Here is a 17,512-nt window from a genome sequence, read left to right on the forward strand (position 1 = left end):
TTCCAGATACCGGACGTGCTCCGCGCGGCCGGAAACCGGCTCCGGGCAGCCGACATAGTTTACTAACCATATTATAGCAATCTCAGCCGGGTAATTCAAGGCAAAATGCTGAAAAAAACCGTCTGCATTTGTGTGCAGACGGTAAATACTTACAAAAAATCTGTGATATGAGGCGAGAGGACGGTTACGGCAGGCGAGACCGTTCCGGGAACAGATAGCATGGCGTGATGGCCGCAGGACAGCCGAACGCGTGCGATTGCGTGTAACTGTCCAAAGACCGGACGCGTCAGGTGAGGAAGTGGGTCGAGTGCGACCGAAACCTCGCGCAGACCGTGTGCCAGTCCGCAGCCGGTTTCCTTGAGCACGGCTTCCTTGACCATCCACAAATCGAAAAAAGTAGACGAATCGCGTGCGATCAGTGCTTGCTCGTCGGCATCGAACCATCGCGCGGCAAGTCCGGGACGCACCGGGCGGGGCAGTTCCAGATCGATGCCGACCGGCACATCCGCGACCGCACAGACTACTTGGTCGCCGCTGTGCGAGATGGACAGGTGCAGGTCGGGAAAGTCCGTCAGATAGGGCTGTCCGGACGGCCGTGCGGCCCGCACGAGCGGGAACGCGGTATCCGGTTGAACGTGACGCACAGCAGCACACAACAGCAGGTCACCGGTCAGGGACGCAGCTTGCGCCTGCGGGTGGCTGATGCGCGACAGGGCATCCAACCGGGACGGACAGAGCAGAGTTTCGCACTGATCGAGTGACAGCTGGGTGACCAATGCCTCACAGACTGTGACATGCGGGATCACATCATCACCCCGGGATCGGACGGCCACTGCACAGTAAATACCGTGTTGTCAGATTCGGACGTGACCGAAATGACCGCACTGTGAATCTCACAGATGTGCTTGACGATGGACAGACCCAGGCCGGTGCCCGGAACTTCATGCGAGCGCGAAGCGTCGGCGCGATAAAAGCGCTCGAAGATGTGGGGGATGGAGTCGGCCGGGATGGCAGCACCGGTGTTGGCCACGCGCAGGGTGACACCCGACGCGGTTTTCTTGAGCTCGATGTCCACCGTGCCACCCGGACGGTTGTACTTGATGGCGTTGTCGCATAGGTTGGTGACCACTTCGTCGACCATGGTGGGAATACCACGGATGACGCAGGGCGCACCGTGCATGGCAAAGCGTACCTGATGCTTTGCCGCCTTGTCGCTCATGCGCTCGCACACCGAACCTGCCAGCTCGTACAAATCGATGTCCTCAAAGTTGAGACTGCCGCGGCCTTCATCCAGACGGGACAGCTTCATAATGTCGTCGACCAACGCGAGCAGGCGGGCGGCCTCGTCGTGGATGCGACAGGCAAAACCGGGCACATCCTCGGGCTTGGCCAGACCGTAACGAATCATCTCGGCGTAGCCCAGTACCGAGGTCAGCGGGGTTTTGAGCTCGTGGGTGACGTTTGCGGTGAACATGCGGCGGGACTGTTCGGCAGCGTACTGCGAGGAGATGTCCAGCACCAGCATGACCACGCCGCGAATGCCGTCATCGACGTGCACCGGGCTGAAGGACAGGCGCAGCTGGTTGCCGGCACGCTCTAAGGTGTAGACGGTGGATTCACCAGCCTGCGCGATCTGCGCGGCGTGCAGAATGGCTTCGTCACACTCAAAGGAATCGAGCGGTAAACCGGGTGCGACCGGCGCGTCGAGCAGACGGCGGGCAGCACGGCTGCACGTCAGAACGGACAGGTGCTCGTCAAGTAAAATCAGACCTTCGTCCATGCCTGCCGTGATGGCATCAAATTCGATCTGTTTGCGGCGCAGCGCGGCGATTTGCAGAGAGATCTGCTGATTCTGCGCGTTGAGTCGACGCAAAAGCGGAGTCAGCTCGTCGTATACATCGGTCTTGAGCGGCTTGGTGGGGTCGATGGCGTTGATCGGGCGGACGAGCTGCTCAGTCAGACGAGCCGAGACAAAGGCCGACAGCAGACAGATGATAATGATGACCACGATCATAGCCGGAATGGTGTCGATCAGCGAGCGGACAAGCAGGTCGGTCGTGTTGGCCACACGCAGCACGTCGCCGCTCGGCAGACGCAGCGCGACATAACAGGTCAGCTCGTCGAGCGTGGACGAGATGCGGATGCCCTCACCGGTACCTGTCTCGCGAGCGGCTTCGAACTCCGGGCGATTGGAATGATTTTCCATCGTAGCGGCATCGGCGTTGGAGTCGTACAGCACTGTGCCGTCGGCAGAAATCATGGTCACACGCGAGGTGTCAGAGTTGCCGATTGCGTGCAGCGCCTCATCGGGATCGGCAGCGGCCAGATATCCGGCGGCAGCAATTGCAGCCTGACGGGAAGTCTGTTCGCTCAGCTCATGCAGACCGTCCCGGACACGCAGCGCGAGCATGGCACCACTGGTGAGCAGGGCGATCAGGATGGCCAACGCCAGCATCCGGCGGTAGATTTGTTTTTTCATTTGGGCTCGGCTCCGATCTTGTAGCCGACGCCGCGCACGGTCTGAATCTGTGCACTGGGCGTGCCCAGCTTCTGACGCAGGGTCTTAATGTGCATGTCCACCGTGCGGCTCTCACCCTCAAAGCCAAAGCCCCAGACGGCTTCCATGATCTTTTCGCGGGAGAGTACGATATCGGCGTTCTCCATTAAGTAGTGCAGCAGATCGAACTCCTTGAGCGTCAATACGACCGGCTGACCGGCAGCCTCGACCGTATGACGGGCGGTGTCCAGCGTGATCTCACCCAGCGTCAGCGCACTGGAAGCGGGCTGCATGGGCGCAGCACGGCGCAGAACAGCCTTGATGCGGGACATGAGCTCCATGACCCCGAAGGGCTTGCACAGATAGTCGTCTGCGCCGTCGTCCAGACCGCGTACCTTGTCATATTCGGCGGTCTTGGCGGTCAGCAGGATAACCGGCAGGGAAGCCGTGCGCGGGGTGTTGCGCAGCGTGTGCAGAATGGTCAGTCCGTCCATACCGGGCAGCATGATGTCGAGCAGGGCAAGATCGGGACAGGATTCTTCCACGCGCTCAAAGAACGGTCCGGCACTGTCAAATCCTTCGGCTTCAAAGCCCGAAGCGCGCAGGGCGTACAGTACCAGTTCGCGGATATTTACGTCGTCTTCTACACAATAAATTGTAGGCATGGCAGCATTCCTCATTCGTGAGCGGATTTTGGTTTTTCAGAAAACCTAAATTTAGTATATCGGTTTTGCGCGGTGAGGGCAAGGCAGACCGCGAATTTTGTACATTCTATCATACCGGAATCATGTAAAGGCGAACCGGCAGGAAAAGTAAAATGTAGATAAAAAAGAAAAGTGCTTGACAAGGGGTAGGGTCGATGCTATAATAGAACCTGCTTATTGGACACGTGATACGGAGAGGTATCGAAGTGGTCATAACGAGGCGGTCTTGAAAACCGTTTGTCCGAAAGGGCGCGTGGGTTCGAATCCCACCCTCTCCGCCAATTTTTAATTGGCGGAATATAAAATAGGATTCGAAAGGCGGCTCTTGGAAACATGCCTGTGGCATGTTTCAACCGCCGTGGCTTTTTCCGCAGAAAAAGGAATCCCACCCTCTCCGCCAATTTTTAATTGGCGGAACAAGTGAAAATGGAGAACTACCCAAGTGGTGAAGGGGCTCCCCTGCTAAGGGAGTAGGGCGCGAAAGCGTCGCGAGGGTTCAAATCCCTCGTTCTCCGCCAAAAAAACCGGAACAATTTGTTCCGGTTTTTTTTATTTTCTTCGAGGGATTTGAATGGCCCTGGCCACCTTCTCTTGTGCTGGCGCACAATTCACCTTGGAAAATTTGAGCGAAATCTTGCTGGTGCTGTGTGCGAGAAAATAGACATAAAGAAAGGACGACCGTGATCGTCGTCCTTTGAGTTGTGAAATATGAAGATATCGTAGGAAACAGCCAGGTTACCGGACAATGCTATAATATAACAGTCCGGGAAGATCAAAGCCTTCATAGTCAAAAGAAATAAGCTCAGGGCGCTGCCCAGTGAGGGTGGTCAGCATTTGATCTGCAACCTCCATGGTGTCCGGGTTTTGGATTAAGGCAACTGCGGTAAACGCAGTAATAGAGGATGAAAGCTGCTGTGCTTTTTCAATGTCATTGAATACCGACTGGACAAATCGGTTGGAGTCAGCATTCGCCTGCTCGCATTTCAGTTCGACGGCGGTTTTGTATTCAGTGCCTTTTGTCAGCAATATATCTGTCCGAAGCGCACCATTAACATAGTCGTGTGTTTCCAGTTCGACTTTATATTGCTTGAAGTCGTGTGCGATCCAGTATGCAAGCTCCAATTGAAACCAGCGCTCCCAGCCACCGCGCTTTTGCATCAAAAAGGTGATTTTATCCCGATTGAGCGGATCTTTGATGAAGTTACGAACACGTTCGATTACGCGCATACAAATCCCTTGCCTTCCAAATATTCTTTGAGCTTTGCATGCGGGCAGGAAGTCAACGGCCCATCGGCACTGGAGTCTTTCAGGAGCGCCAGCGTGGCTGCACGAGCCTGCATCATTGCATTTCTCAAATCGGTGAGGCAAATCTCGTAGTTGGCTGCTTTTTTGTGCAGTGGGCCGTCGATATCCTCTTCACAATATTCATCGCTGAACATGAGTGCGTTTAATTTTTCCTGGAATTCAGAGCTTTTCTCCAAACTTCTGTTCATGGCTGTAAGCTGCGACTGCAAATAGAGCACATTGACTTGTGCGCTGCCGAGCTCCGGGGAAAAAATAATTTTGTACTCAATATAATTTTGCAGAACGGTTTTGGAATCGGTACTGGTCTGTCCTTGGAAGGCTTTGTTGAGGAGCAGCAGATGCAGGGTCATACCCGGTCCGACAGAGACATGCTGCTCCTCGATCATATACTCAGCCGACTGACTCCAGGAAAGCAGCGTAAGTACATTAGAAAGCGCAGCGGTAGCCGTCTTGACGGCGCAATCATAGTAGGGCTGGAGCGGATCGATAATGCTCTGCTGCTCCGGTGTTTTTTCAGATGAGCTGCTCTTACCGAAAATTTCTTCGCCCGTCATACGGATGACGTCACTGATGTTGGACATGGTAAAGTCCATCTGCATTTGGTAATCGCGGTGTGCGCCGCTCTCCAGAACGGTAATGTGCTTGAAGGAGTCACCCGTATAAAAATCCTGGATACTCTTCTCAAAATGGCTTTGATGCGATGCGATCGCGTTATCCAGACTTTTCTCCATGGTGTCCATCATAGCAACAAAATTTTGGTCGGTCTTTTGCAGCTCTTTGACTTTATCGGATTTTCCCATAATGGTTCTCCTTTGCTATTGATTTCTAGAGATGTACAGCTCTGTGAATCCAATATATAGCAACCACGATGAAAAAATAACTTGCATAGATGTAATATATTGTTCTATGATGTAAATAGGAGTAGGTTTCAGCATATACCGGAAGCAGGAGAAAGCAATGATTTCGTGGCAGCCATTTTGGAATTTGATGAAGGAAAGAGGAATTAGTACATATAATTTGGAATATGAATATATGCTCAATCCTGCGGAGATATCTCGCCTGAAACATAATCATAATTTCACAATGAGCACGCTCGATCGGTACTGCGGTTTGTTTCATTGTGAAGTGAAGGAATTGATTGTGTATGTTCCGGACTAAACGGGCAATGCAGATTGATGTAACATTTTGATAAGAAGAGAACAATGGATACAAAGACTTGGATGTTCCGGGTCTTTTCTTTTTGTATCTCAAAAAAGTACACCCCGAAACCAATCGGTTCCGGGGTGTTTTTTACAGTGTTTTCAGGTAATGCTCACAGAGTTCGAGGACATGGCGCAGCTCACGCACGTCATCGAGCACTTGTCCGGTTTCCAGCGAGTGATTGCCATGTCCGGTCAGATGCAGCGGCAGTTCCTTCTCCCGGCAGGTCTCAGCGACCAGCTCGGTGGTTGCCAGCGGGTCGGCGGTACCGTGAAATACGATGCCGCGCGGCTGTAAACGTGGCAGGGATGCATCCACAGGGGTAAAGTAAAAGTGGAACGGTGTCAGGCCGTGCCGGTCGGCAAACAGCGAGGCAACCGCGGTGCCGATGCTCTTGGAGATAAAGAGCAGTTCTTCGCACTGGGTGAAGTCAATGCTGCCGAACTGTGCTTCGGCAGCGTCCAGCGCCTGTCGTACGCATGCGAGCATGCGCTCTCTGGAACGCAGCGCATCGTCGGGGAATGGCGCATATTGTATGGTGCGGGTGTCAAATCCGGCATTGCGTGCCAGTCGCGTGCTGTAATAGAGCAGCGGCTTGTCCGCGTGGTAGCCGATACCGGGAAAGATCAAAGCGAGTTTCATAAAAACGGCCTCCGTGGGAGATGTGAGTTTCCTTTATCATATCACAGGATAAGACGAAAGCATACTGCAATCGACAAGAAGACCGATTCTACACAAGAGACTGCGGATAAAACAGCACGCGCAGCAGACCGTCGGAGTCGGTGAACACGTCGGCGTCCACTTCGTACACCGACCGGATGAGCGAGCGGGTGAGTACGTCGCGCGGAGCGCCAGCGGCGACGATATGGCCGGACTGCATGACAAAAATGGTATCGCAGTACATAGCAGCGATGTTCAGATCGTGGATGGCGGCAATGACCGTGCGGTCCAGACTACGCACCAGGTCGAGCAGTTCCAGCTGATATTTGATGTCCAGATGGTTGGTCGGCTCGTCCAGAATCAGACAGGGTGTTTGCTGAGCCAGTGCGCGGGCGAGCAGGACGCGCTGCTGCTCACCGCCGGACAGGGTGGAAAACAAGCGGTCACGCAGCGAGGCAACGCCAACGCGCTCCATCGCCTCATGCACGATCTTGAAATCGGCTGCCGAGTCGCGTTCCAGCGCCCGTTTGTGCGGTGCACGTCCCATGAGCACGACATCCTGCACGGTAAACTCGAAGTTATAGAAGTTGTGCTGCGCAAGCACGGCGATCTTTTTGGCGGAGTCGCGGACACGGTATTCGGAAAGCGGCTGACCGTCCACAAAAACCGCACCCTCGGATGGCTTGAGCACGCGGTAGATGCACTTGAGCAGCGTGGACTTGCCCGATCCGTTGGGGCCGATCACGCCGACCAGCGAGCGGTCACCGGCGGTAAAGTCAATGCCGTGCAGAATCTCCGTGCCGCCCAGCATGGCGTGCAGGTCATCGGTACGAATTTCCATCAGTCTCCACCTCCAAAACCGTATTTGCGGCGTATCATGAGCCAGATAAAGCAGGGTGCACCAATCATGGCGGTGAGCACGCCGATGGGCAGCTCGGCACCCGGAATGAGCACGCGGCAGAGCACGTCTGCCCACAACAGGAAGATGGCACCAAGCAGCGCCGAGATCGGCACGATCTTTTTGTGGTCGGAGCCGAACAGGATGCGCACGATGTGCGGGATGACCAGACCGACAAAGCCAATGAGCCCGGCGGTGTAGACCGCGCAGCCGACCAGCAGAGAGGCGACGAGCAGATAGGCAAGCCGTCTGCGGTGCAGATCGACGCCCAGCGTGAGCGCGGTGTCGTCACCGAGCAGCATGAGGTTGAGCGTGCGGAACTGACTCCAGAAAAAGAGCAGTCCGAGCAGGCTGATGACCAGAATGGGGATGTTGGTCGGCCATTCGGCACCGGCCAGACTGCCCATCGTCCAGCGCATGAGCGTCTGGGCGGCGTTGGCGCTTGCCGACAGGTAGAGTAGAAAGTTGGAGAAGGCTGCACACACCGACGACAGCGCGGTACCGGCGAGTAGCAGCTTGACCGCGTTGGCGCGTCCGCCGAGGTTTGCCAGTGCGACCACGGCGACTGACACGGCGAATGCACCGATGAATGCCAGTACACCGGGCGCGTTTGCGCCGAGCAGACCGGTACCCACACCGGTCAGAATGGCGAGGGAAGCGCCGAGCGACGCGCCCGAGGATACACCGAGCACGTAGGGGTCGGCCAAGGGATTGCGCACGATGGCCTGCATGACCACGCCGGCAAGCGACAGACACATGCCTACGCCGACGGCGAGTACCAGCCGGGGCAGACGGACAAACCACACAATGTCACTGACCGCACCTGTGCCGTAGACCGCCGGGTCGCCCAGTCCAAAGGTTTTAAACAAAATGACGCGGTAGACCTCTCCGATGGAGATGTCTACCGAGCCCAGGGTGACCGCTGCCGCAAGCGAGAGCAGGACGGCAGCAGTCAGAAGCGCGATGACCAACAGATAGGTCGGTCGACCGCGAAGTATTCCGTTTTGTTTCATGGCTTATTTGGCATCCGGGTACAGGTCGGGGTAGAGTGCCTGCGCGAAGTCCAGCACACCGTCCAGCGTGCGCATGCCGCTGCAATAGATGCCCGACAGGTTGATGGGGAAGACCTTGCCGTTCTGCACCGCGCTGAGCGAGGCGAACTTGGGGTCCTTGGTGAGCAGTTCGACCACCTGATCGCCTGCGTAGTCGGTCTCACCGACCGTATAGCCCTCATACCAGACCATAAAGATGGCATCGGGGTTGACAGAAATCAATTCTTCGGCCGAGATGTTCGCCGTGTTGTCGTCTGCACCGACGGCAAGCACGGCACCCACCTGCTCCGCGACGTTGCCGCCCAGCGTTGTGTGACTGTACACGCGGTAGCTGTCACCCTCATCCTCCAGAACGGCGATGCGCGGCGGCTCTTTGTCCTTTACATAGTCCTGGATCTTGACCAGTTCGTCCTGGATCTCGTCCACAAGCTGCTGTGCGCGATCTTCTACGCCGAAGATCTTGCCCAGCGTCATAATGTCTTCCATCTCCTCGGCGATCGTCTGGGGCGCGTCGGTCGACGAACCGCGACATGCGCTGTTGAGCGCCATGTAGGTGTTCACGCCGCGTTCGTGCCAGAAGCCAACATCACCCATGCGCTTGTCGTCAAAGGTGCTGTACCAGCCGGTGATGAAGTCGGGCTGAAGACCGAGCACGGTCTCCTTGCCGGGGAAGGTATCATAATAGTTGATGGTCTCAAATTCATCCTGCAAGTCGGCGCGGACTGCACCGTCCAGGCCGCATGCGCCTACGATCTTGTCGGCAAGACCGAGTGCGAGCAGGATCTCGATGTTATCCTGACCCTGTGCCCATACGCGCTCGGGCGCCTTTTGGAAGGTCTCTTCCACCGGCTGCCGTGCGTAGTTGTAGGTGGTGATGGTCAGGGGATAGCCGGACGACTGCGTCGTCGTCTCGGACGTAGCAGGCGTGGTGGATTGCGTGTTTTGGCTGCTGCCGCCGCAGGCGGTGAGCGAAAAGACCAGACACAGACCGAGTGCGCCGGCTAACAGGCGTTTTCCGAGGTTCATGGGTGATCGATCTCCTTTGATTTTTTGTCGATTTGGGGCACAAAAAAGCCCTGTTCGGTGAGAACAGGGCAAAAGCAGGCAGACCGGCACCACAGATCGGCGCACCGGCCGGCGGGACGCTTTCTGCGGAAGTTCCCACCAGCACAGTTCAGCAGGCTTCCTGGCTTACGTTCACAGCATTTCCGTGCCTTCTCGTCCGTCGGACAATGGCGCTTTTACGGAGACGCTCCCGTTTCACAGTGACCGGATCGCTCGGGATTTGCACCCGATTTCCTATTATCCCATCCCATGTGGATGGGCACTGAACTGATTGGTTAGCCTTATGATAGCCCGCGGCCTGACGAATGTCAATAGAGGGGGTATAACCGAACGGAATAGCCGGAACACATCCGGTTTGTCATAGCTTACCGAGCTGCTTTGACCGGCAGCGCGTGCGAAAAATTGGAGAAATTGAGCGTGCAGCCCGGAACGTGGTCAAGCCCGATGCGATTTTCATCGAAAAGCACCGTGTGCTATAAGCATTTGGCATAGGGTAAGGTCACTGATGGCGCAGAAAGTCCTCGATCTGCTGGCAGGCGGCGCGAACTTCCCAGAGCAGTTCGTTTGCCGTCATGCGCTCGGAGCCGTGACCCAGAATGATGGCCTGTTCCAGACCGTCCGAGGTCGCGACCTTGACGCGGTGGGCGCGAGACAGATCATAGGACGCTTTCTCGATGTACATGTCGGCGGTCTCGGCGGTCTTGGTGTAGACCACGTGGATGCCGTGCACCTTCTCGATCGAGCCGGGATTGTCCTTGACACGGTAGGCATCGAAGACCAGAATGAGGTGACATTTTTTGACGCCCTGATAGTTGCTCAGCAGGTGGATGAGCGCCGAGCGGGCAGCATCCAGATCGTCGTCGGCGAGGGCTTTGAGCTCGTCCCATGCAAAGATGATGTTGTAGCCGTCAACCAGCAGATAGTCGTCAGGCTTGACGCGTGAGAGATTGTCGACCGAGGGCGGCGGGGTGCGCTTGAGGCTCTGCCGGAATGCGTCCAATCCACGGTTTTTGATCGGGCCATAAGTGCGCACAAAGATTTCTTCCAGTTCGGCGTCTAGACCGCTACCGCCCGACCAGACCGCTGCACGCTGCGGCGTGCGCTGAGGTTCGTCCTTGGGCGTGAGAGACAGACCGGAATCGACATGCGCGTGCGCGGGGACTTCGTTCCAAGGAACGAGATAACCCGCACCGTGCGAGCAGAAGACCGAGCCGGTCGGGTTGTCCACATCGCGCTCGGGGTCGTAGCCCGCAGCCTCGATGACTGCATCGGCGTTATGGCACGGACGATAGCCGAGCAGCGTGCATGACAGCTGACCGCGTCCGCTGGTGTATGCGGTGACCTCGGCGGCGTAGCCGCGTGCTGATGCAACCGGAATCTCACCGGTCAGCACGGCAAACTCGCCTTGCTGGATGGGAGATTCAAAAGTACCGCTCATGCGCTGGATGTCGGTCATTGCGCGGCCAACATTGCCCTGCGGCACGCGCAGCGTAAAGGCATACCACGGCTCGAGCAGCACGCTGTCCGCCTGCATCAATCCCTGACGCACCGCACGGTAGGTCGCCTGCCGGAAGTCGCCGCCCTCGGTGTGCTTGACGTGCGACCGTCCGGCCAGCACTGTGATGTTCACGTCGGTCAGCGGCGCACCAGTCAGTACACCCGGGTGTTCGCGCTCGGCGAGGTGGGTTAGGATGAGTCTCTGATAGGACGGGTCGAGCTGGTCAGCCGGACAGCGGGTGTCCAGCGTGATGCCGCTGCCGCGCTCGGCAGGTTCGATCAGCAGATGCACCTCGGCATAGTGGCGCAGCGGCTCAAAGTGACCGATGCCGATGACCGCATTTTGGATGGTCTCCTTGTATACGATATTGCCCTGATCGAAGGTGACCGCCAGACCAAACCGCTCGTCGAGCAGGCGGGTGAGTACCTCGAGCTGCACCTGTCCCATGAGCTGAATGTGGATTTCCTCGAGCGCTTCGCTCCACAGCACACGCAAAAGCGGGTCTTCTTCCTCGATCAGACGGAGTTTTTGCAGCAAGGTATGACTGTCACAGCCGTCGGGCGGCAGCACGCGATAGGTCAGAACCGGTTCGAGCACAGCGGCTTCACCACCCGGGTCGGCGCCCAGCGCCTGACCGGGATAGGTCTGGGTCAGACCGGTTACCGCGCATACCGTGCCTGCATCGGCACGGTCGGTGGTCTGAAAGCGCGTACCTGAGTAAATGCGAATCTGGCTGACCTTTTCCTGCCAGCTCTCGCCGCGAGTCTCACCCGAAATCGCGCTGCGCACGGTCAGACTGCCGCCTGTGACCTTCAAATGGGTCAGGCGAGCGCCCTGTTCGTCGCGGGTAATCTTAAAGACGCGGGCGGCGAAGTCGCCCGAATAGTCGGGGATGCGCGCAAAGCGGGATAGACCGTCCAGAAATTCCTGTACGCCATCGAGCGGCAGCGCCGCGCCAAAGAAGCAGGGGAAAACACGGCGGGAGGCAATCAGACCGGCAATCTGCGCGTCGGTCGGCATCTCGCCTGCAAGATAGCGGTCGAGCAGTTCCTCGTCGGTGGTCGCAAGCGCCTCGTAGAGCGCGTCCGGCGTGTCCGAAAAGTCGATGCAGCCGTCGGACAGCTGGGTTTGCAGGTCGGCAAGCAGCGCGGTGCGGTCGGCGCCCGGCAGGTCCATCTTGTTGACGAACAGGAAGGTCGGAATGCCGCGCCGCTCGAGCAGCTGCCACAGCGTCAGTGTGTGTCCCTGTACGCCGTCGGTACCGCTTACGACCAGAATGGCGCAGTCGAGCACCTGCAAGGTGCGCTCCATCTCAGCGGAAAAGTCCACGTGACCAGGAGTGTCCAGCAGGGTGACCTGCACGTCGTCTCCGAGCGGGAAGACGGCCTGCTTGGAAAAAATCGTGATGCCGCGCTCGCGTTCAATCGCGTCGGTGTCCAAGAATGCGTCCTTGTGGTCGACACGTCCGCGGCGGCGCAGCGCACCGGAAAGATATAAAAGCCCTTCGGACAGCGTGGTTTTGCCCGCGTCGACATGGGCTAAAATGCCAATAACAAGTTTTTTCATCGGTCAATCGCTCCAAAATGTACGGCGGGAAGCTAGAACCCGCCTGATGAGTGGAAAAAGGCTGCAATCAGCCAATATACTACAAAGTATATCACAAAATACGTGGTGTTAAAAGGGACAGACGTGAATACGCGTTGTCAGCACAGACAGGATATGATACAATAAGACGAAAAACATGACTTTTTAGGGGGCGTTTCAGATGGAACAGATCAAAACGGTAGCGCTGATCGGATTGGGCGGCATTGGCTGCTCGCTGTCGCGGGAATTGTGCCGCGCGGTTGGTTATGAGAATTTCCGGGTCATCGCGGATGGTGCACGCCGGGAACGACTGGAGCAGCAGGGCGTGACCATCAACGGTGAAAACTGCCATTTTCAGATCGTATCACCGGGCGAGCAGACCACACCGGCCGACCTTGTGATCGTAACCGTTAAATTTGGCGGACTTGAGCAGGCAATTCAGGACATTGCCGGTCAGGTGGGGGAGAATACCATTATTTTGCCCTTTCTCAACGGTATCAGCGCCGAGAAGATGATTGCAGAGGTTTACGGCTGGGAGCATGTGATTTACGGCATGGTGCGCCGCGCTGTTCTCATGCAGAACGGCGTGTGCACCTACGACCCCAATCTGGGCACCTATTATTTCGGTGAGTCTAAAAACCACGAAATCAGCGACCGCGTCGCACGGGTGCAGGAACTGTTCGACCGCGCTGGACTGCACTACGAAAATCCGGACGATATGATTCGGATTAAGTGGGCCAAGTACATGGCAAACGTCAGCGAAAATCAGTCTGCGGCCATTCTGGGCATTCCCTATGCTGCGTGGTACGAGGACGGAAACGACGCGAACTGGATTCGCGAGGCATCCTGCCGGGAGGTCATCGCGGTGGCGCAGCGTATGGGCGTCGATCTGGGTGAGGATGACCTCATCCGCCAGCGCGAAATGGCAAAGTGCGTGCCCGCGTGGGGCAAGCCGTCCACCTTGCAGGACATTGAGGCGGGCAGACCGACTGAGGTAGAAATGTTTTCGGGAACGCTGTCCCGTCTGGGACGGGAATATGGTGTACCCACGCCCATCAGCGACCTGTTTTACCACATGATCCGCGTGCTGGAACAGAAGAACGCGGGTGCGTTCGATGTTGGACCGGATAAAGAATAAAAAACGTACCAAAAGAAAAGTCATGCCAGATAAAGGCATGACTTTTTGCGTAAGAGCAAAATAAAAGCACTGACTTTTTGCTGGAAATCAGTGCTTTCGTTGCAAATATTTACTTTGCGCGGCGCAGATACTCGTCCACAACCGGAGGGGTCATGCGGTTCGCGTTTGCCAGTGCGTAGAAAAATCCTTCGGCCAGTAAATCAAGCTTCTTGCCCATGATGGTTGCCTCCTTGTGTAGAAGTATATATTTTGTATTGGATGCTTTTCTTGATTACATTTTTAATTATATACAGATAGCACAAAAATACAATGCGTTTCTTGTACAAAATGTCGAGAAACTGTGCGTGCGTTTCCTGGACGTATTACACAATTATAAAGAAACATATTTGTATATAACGCTGGAAAACGAGCGTGTGCGTATCGTGGTTGGAAAACTGTAAAAATTCGGTAAAATCGCATATTGAAAGCGAAAGACAATGCGCTTATACTGATACAGTCGGTTTCAGCCGACACTTTTTTTGACTTTAGACCAAAGGATGGGACAACGTGAAAGACTTGACCAAGGGCAAGCCCTTACCGCTTATCGTGGGCTTTGCCATTCCGATTTTGATCGGTAATCTGTTTCAGTTATTCTACAATCTGGCGGATACGCGCATCGTGGGCAGCTTTTTGGGCGATACCGCGCTGGCGGCAGTCGGTGCAACCGGCTCGCTGAACAGTCTGGTCATCGGTATGATGACAGGACTCACGACTGGTTTTGCCATGATTCCGGCGCGTTATTTTGGTGCCGGAGACCGGGACGAAGTGCGTCGGTCGGTGGGTTCGATCTTTGTGCTTGCCGTTGTGACTGCGCTCACGCTCACTGCGCTCACAGTAGCCTTTCTGCCGCAGATTTTGCGCTTGCTCAACACGCCTGAGCACCTGCTCGCACAGTCGGCAGCTTATTTTCGTATCATTCTGCTCGGCATGCTGGCAACCATGCTCTATAACGCCTCGGCGGCCACACTTCGCGCGGTGGGTGACTCGGTAACGCCGCTGATCTTTCTGGTACTCGCCTCGGTGCTCAACGTTGGACTTGACCTCTTGTGTGTCGGTGTGTTCCAGCTGGGAGTGCAGGGTGCAGCATTGGCGACCGTTGCAGCGCAGGCAGTATCAGTTGTGTGCTGTCTGGTCTATGCCCATCGCAAGTACCCGGAACTGTGGCCGCACGGTGCGGACTTCCGCGTCACACGTCACATGGCTGCCCAGCTGTATGGCGCTGGTCTGTCCATGGCGCTCATGTACTGCCTGGTTAATATCGGTTCGGTCGTGCTTCAAGGTGTCATCAATACCTTTGGTGAGAGCATTATTGTCGCACACACGGCGGCGCGTCGCCTGACAGAGTTGTTTATGCTGCCCATGTCGGTATTGGGTGCGACCATGGCGACCTATTGCAGTCAGAACTTCGGCGCACGCCGTCCCGATCGTATTCGCAAGGGTCTCTGGCTGGCGCTGTGCATTGCGTGGACAGCTTGTGCGGTTGTGATCGTGCTCAGCTATACCATAGTGCCCATGCTCATCCGCATGGTGACCGGTACGGAAAACCAGGAGGTGATCGATACCGCAAGTCTGTATCTGCGGGTCGATACGCTGTTTTACTTTGTCACGGCAGCAATTTCCATTCTGCGCAATGCGCTTCAGGGTGTGGGTGATCGCTGGACACCGCTTCTGTCGAGTGGGATTGAGCTCTTTGGCAAAGTGGCAGTTGTACTGTTCTTGACACCCAAACTGGCATATTTTGGTGTCATCATCGCCGAGCCGATCGTCTGGATTTTGATGGTCATTCCGTTGGTTGTTCAGGTGTTCAAACATCCGGGTTTTCGCAAGGATAGCATGCACGGGATAGCCGATCAGGTGAAAGTATAAGGATAAAAATGTCGAGAAACGCGGGATTTTCCCGCGTTTTTTGTATTTTGGGAGAAAATAGGGTGAGGAAAGAAGAACGGCGGAATGGTTTTTTGGTTTCGGTGCTGGACAAATGGCGGCGGATATCGTATAATAGAAAAACAATATGCGGGTATGGCGGAATTGGCAGACGCGCCAGATTTAGGTTCTGGTGTCCCAGACGTGCAGGTTCAAGTCCTGTTACCCGCACCACATTTTTCATAACAAGTCTTTTCGAGTGTGTAGTGCAGGTTGTGTTTGCGCAGCAGTCCAGACAGGACTTGAACCCTGCGGGATTTCACATTCAAAACACAGTAGTGTTTTCAAGTCCTGTTACCCGCACCACATTTTTCATAACAAGTCTTTTCGAGTGTGTAGTGCAGGTTGTGTTTGCGCAGCAGTCCAGACAGGACTTGAACCCTGCGGGATTTCACATTCAAAACACAGTAGTGTTTTGAAGTCCTGTTACCCGCACCAAGATTATAAAACAAGTCTTTTTGAAACGGCATCGCAAGTTGTTTTTGCACAGCAGTTTGGACAAGACTTGAACCCTGTAAAAGACAGGGATAATTGAAAGAATGATAGCTGGGCGGCGTGTGTAAACGCGCCGTTTTGTCTATTCAAATTTAGGAAGGATGGCCGAAAATAGGCCGAATTGACCCGGTTGGGCAGTGCATAGGACGGTGAACCAGATGGTGAATCCATTTTTGAAAGACGGATATCTGATGCTGCATGCTTCACTCAATAAGCTGCCTATTTTGTGTGCGGACGACACGGCTAAAACGCGCTGTTCTTCCAAGGCCATTCATCACATTGTGTGTGAATATCTGGCGGCACAGGGGCTGGAGAATGATGGAGACTGGCAGGCACGATTCGTGGACTGCCTGATCGATCCCAAGTACGCTTCTTCCGCGCGTGCGCTGGTTGCGCAGGTTGCAGATGATATCGGCTCGATTTTCTGGACGCTCAAGGGCGGACAGGAACACTGTGAGCGGTCGGACTGGGCCCCGGAGCACTGGGCATTTTGGCAGGGCATTCGCCGGTTTTATCTGGCGGGCGGACTGCTGCACGGGCCGATCGGAGCGATTTTGACCGAGGCTGTGCGCCGCAATCTGGAATCTCGCGGACTTTCGGGCATTGAACTGCGCCTGTCGTCACACCCGGCAGTGATTTCGCTCATTGGTGCGGCCAAGTACGCGGCGTTTCTGGGCAAGGATGCGCTGGTATTTGACTTCGGTCACAGTTATGTCAAGCGCGGATATGTGCTGCGTGAGGACGGAAACTTCGTGGTGCATACCTGCATGCGCAAGGCTTCCGAGTGGACACAGTGGGAGTGTGAGAGCGACTGCGCCGAGCGTGAGGCTGCGTATGCGCTGTCTGATTTTATCGAGCGCACCGTGCTGGAAATGCTGGATACCGTGACTGCACGTGGTGCAGTCTGTGATACGGCGGTCATCAGCATCGCGAACTATGTACACGAGGGCTGTTTTGTGTCGCGCGGCGGATATGGCAAGCTCAGACATGTACCTCAGCCCTATGACCGTTATTTGAGCGAGCGCATTACAGCGCATACCGGAAAACCTTTTACGGTATATTTGCTCCACGACGGCACAGCGGGAGCGTATGGCGCACAGGGAGAAAACTGGCAGGAAGAAGCATTTGTGGGCTTTGGTACCTCACTTTCGGTTGGATTTCCGTGCGAAAAGATGGATTTTCCGTTCTCTTACACTGTGGTAAGTGACTAAATACCCGATGGTCGGATACTGACGATGAGGGAGCGGAAAACCCTTCAAAAAATTTTTTCGACAAATTGAAAAATAATGCTTGCAATTTCATAAAAAGCGTGTATAATAAATGATGTTGCTGATAGCGACGCCCCAAAAGAAAAAATGCAGATGTGGCGGAATGGCAGACGCGCTAGCTTCAGGTGCTAGTGCTCGCAAGGGCGTGTGGGTTCAAGTCCCACCATCTGCACCAAAAATCCCGAA

At 55.5% G+C, this 17,512-nt stretch carries 14 protein-coding genes, 4 tRNA genes and 1 riboswitch; of the genes, 8 read left to right on the top strand and 10 right to left on the bottom strand.

What is annotated here, in order from left to right:
- Positions 1-149: 149 nt before the first annotated feature.
- The 3 genes from B5D52_RS01255 to B5D52_RS01265 are packed head-to-tail and all read right to left on the bottom strand — an operon-like array spanning position 150 to position 3,162.
- Complete coding sequence (locus B5D52_RS01255; protein WP_016147760.1) at positions 150-806, bottom strand: 4'-phosphopantetheinyl transferase family protein; 657 nt, start codon at positions 804-806, stop codon at positions 150-152.
- Positions 803-2,479, bottom strand: a complete 1,677-nt coding sequence (locus tag B5D52_RS01260) for a sensor histidine kinase (protein WP_016147759.1) — start codon at positions 2,477-2,479, stop codon at positions 803-805. The genes B5D52_RS01255 and B5D52_RS01260 overlap by 4 nt, the downstream gene beginning before the upstream one ends.
- Entirely contained in the window at positions 2,476-3,162 is a 687-nt protein-coding gene (locus B5D52_RS01265) for a response regulator transcription factor (protein WP_016147758.1), read from the bottom strand. The genes B5D52_RS01260 and B5D52_RS01265 overlap by 4 nt, the downstream gene beginning before the upstream one ends.
- 231 nt (positions 3,163-3,393) lie before the next feature.
- Between B5D52_RS01265 and B5D52_RS01270 the strand changes: the two genes are divergently transcribed.
- Together B5D52_RS01270 and B5D52_RS01275 are read left to right on the top strand one after the other, a co-directional pair.
- Positions 3,394-3,482, top strand: a tRNA-Ser gene (locus tag B5D52_RS01270).
- Between the two features lie 147 nt (positions 3,483-3,629).
- Positions 3,630-3,719: transfer RNA gene (locus B5D52_RS01275), tRNA-Ser, on the top strand.
- A 217-nt stretch (positions 3,720-3,936) separates the two neighbouring features.
- On the opposite strand, the gene B5D52_RS01280 is transcribed toward B5D52_RS01275, so the two are convergent.
- Positions 3,937-4,428 (bottom strand): hypothetical protein, encoded by a 492-nt coding sequence (locus tag B5D52_RS01280; RefSeq protein WP_016147757.1) that lies wholly within the window; start codon positions 4,426-4,428, stop codon positions 3,937-3,939.
- The gene (locus tag B5D52_RS01285; RefSeq protein WP_016147756.1) at positions 4,419-5,306 is read right to left on the bottom strand and encodes a hypothetical protein; all 888 of its coding nucleotides are present in this window, start codon (positions 5,304-5,306) and stop codon (positions 4,419-4,421) included. The genes B5D52_RS01280 and B5D52_RS01285 overlap by 10 nt, the downstream gene beginning before the upstream one ends.
- 187 nt (positions 5,307-5,493) lie before the next feature.
- Between B5D52_RS01285 and B5D52_RS16795 the strand changes: the two genes are divergently transcribed.
- Positions 5,494-5,664: a helix-turn-helix domain-containing protein gene (locus B5D52_RS16795; protein WP_413813318.1), complete on the top strand. Its 171-nt coding sequence runs from the start codon at positions 5,494-5,496 to the stop codon at positions 5,662-5,664.
- 132 nt (positions 5,665-5,796) lie between these two features.
- Here the strand turns inward: B5D52_RS16795 and B5D52_RS01295 are convergent, their stop codons facing one another.
- From B5D52_RS01295 to B5D52_RS01315, 5 genes are all read right to left on the bottom strand, one after another.
- Positions 5,797-6,348: an alpha/beta hydrolase gene (locus tag B5D52_RS01295; protein ID WP_016147754.1), complete on the bottom strand. Its 552-nt coding sequence runs from the start codon at positions 6,346-6,348 to the stop codon at positions 5,797-5,799.
- 88 nt (positions 6,349-6,436) lie between these two features.
- Positions 6,437-7,207, bottom strand: a complete 771-nt coding sequence (locus tag B5D52_RS01300) for an ABC transporter ATP-binding protein (RefSeq protein WP_016147753.1) — start codon at positions 7,205-7,207, stop codon at positions 6,437-6,439.
- The gene (locus B5D52_RS01305; protein ID WP_016147752.1) at positions 7,207-8,277 is read right to left on the bottom strand and encodes a FecCD family ABC transporter permease; all 1,071 of its coding nucleotides are present in this window, start codon (positions 8,275-8,277) and stop codon (positions 7,207-7,209) included. The genes B5D52_RS01300 and B5D52_RS01305 overlap by 1 nt, the downstream gene beginning before the upstream one ends.
- Before the next feature lie 3 nt (positions 8,278-8,280).
- Positions 8,281-9,342, bottom strand: a complete 1,062-nt coding sequence (locus B5D52_RS01310) for an ABC transporter substrate-binding protein (protein WP_016147751.1) — start codon at positions 9,340-9,342, stop codon at positions 8,281-8,283.
- Between the two features lie 133 nt (positions 9,343-9,475).
- A riboswitch (cobalamin riboswitch) is annotated at positions 9,476-9,661 on the bottom strand.
- A gap of 219 nt (positions 9,662-9,880) precedes the next feature.
- Positions 9,881-12,445: a translation factor GTPase family protein gene (locus B5D52_RS01315; RefSeq protein WP_016147750.1), complete on the bottom strand. Its 2,565-nt coding sequence runs from the start codon at positions 12,443-12,445 to the stop codon at positions 9,881-9,883.
- A gap of 199 nt (positions 12,446-12,644) precedes the next feature.
- Here B5D52_RS01315 and B5D52_RS01320 point away from each other — a divergent pair, with 199 nt between their 5' ends.
- The 5 genes from B5D52_RS01320 to B5D52_RS01345 all read left to right on the top strand — a co-directional run bounded on the left by B5D52_RS01320 (position 12,645) and on the right by B5D52_RS01345 (position 17,501).
- A complete protein-coding gene (locus tag B5D52_RS01320) occupies positions 12,645-13,601 on the top strand; it encodes a ketopantoate reductase family protein (RefSeq protein WP_016147749.1) in 957 nt (318 codons plus the stop codon).
- A gap of 546 nt (positions 13,602-14,147) precedes the next feature.
- Positions 14,148-15,506, top strand: a complete 1,359-nt coding sequence (locus B5D52_RS01330; protein WP_016147747.1) for an MATE family efflux transporter — start codon at positions 14,148-14,150, stop codon at positions 15,504-15,506.
- A gap of 147 nt (positions 15,507-15,653) precedes the next feature.
- Positions 15,654-15,737 (top strand) — tRNA-Leu (locus tag B5D52_RS01335).
- 479 nt (positions 15,738-16,216) lie between these two features.
- Positions 16,217-17,269 (top strand): hypothetical protein, encoded by a 1,053-nt coding sequence (locus tag B5D52_RS01340; protein WP_016147746.1) that lies wholly within the window; start codon positions 16,217-16,219, stop codon positions 17,267-17,269.
- Between the two features lie 146 nt (positions 17,270-17,415).
- Positions 17,416-17,501 (top strand) — tRNA-Leu (locus B5D52_RS01345).
- The last annotated feature ends 11 nt before the right edge of the window (positions 17,502-17,512 follow it).

Origin of the sequence: Butyricicoccus pullicaecorum DSM 23266, assembly GCF_900167005.1 — a bacterium.
GTDB classification, from domain to species: Bacteria; Bacillota; Clostridia; order Oscillospirales; family Butyricicoccaceae; genus Butyricicoccus; species Butyricicoccus pullicaecorum.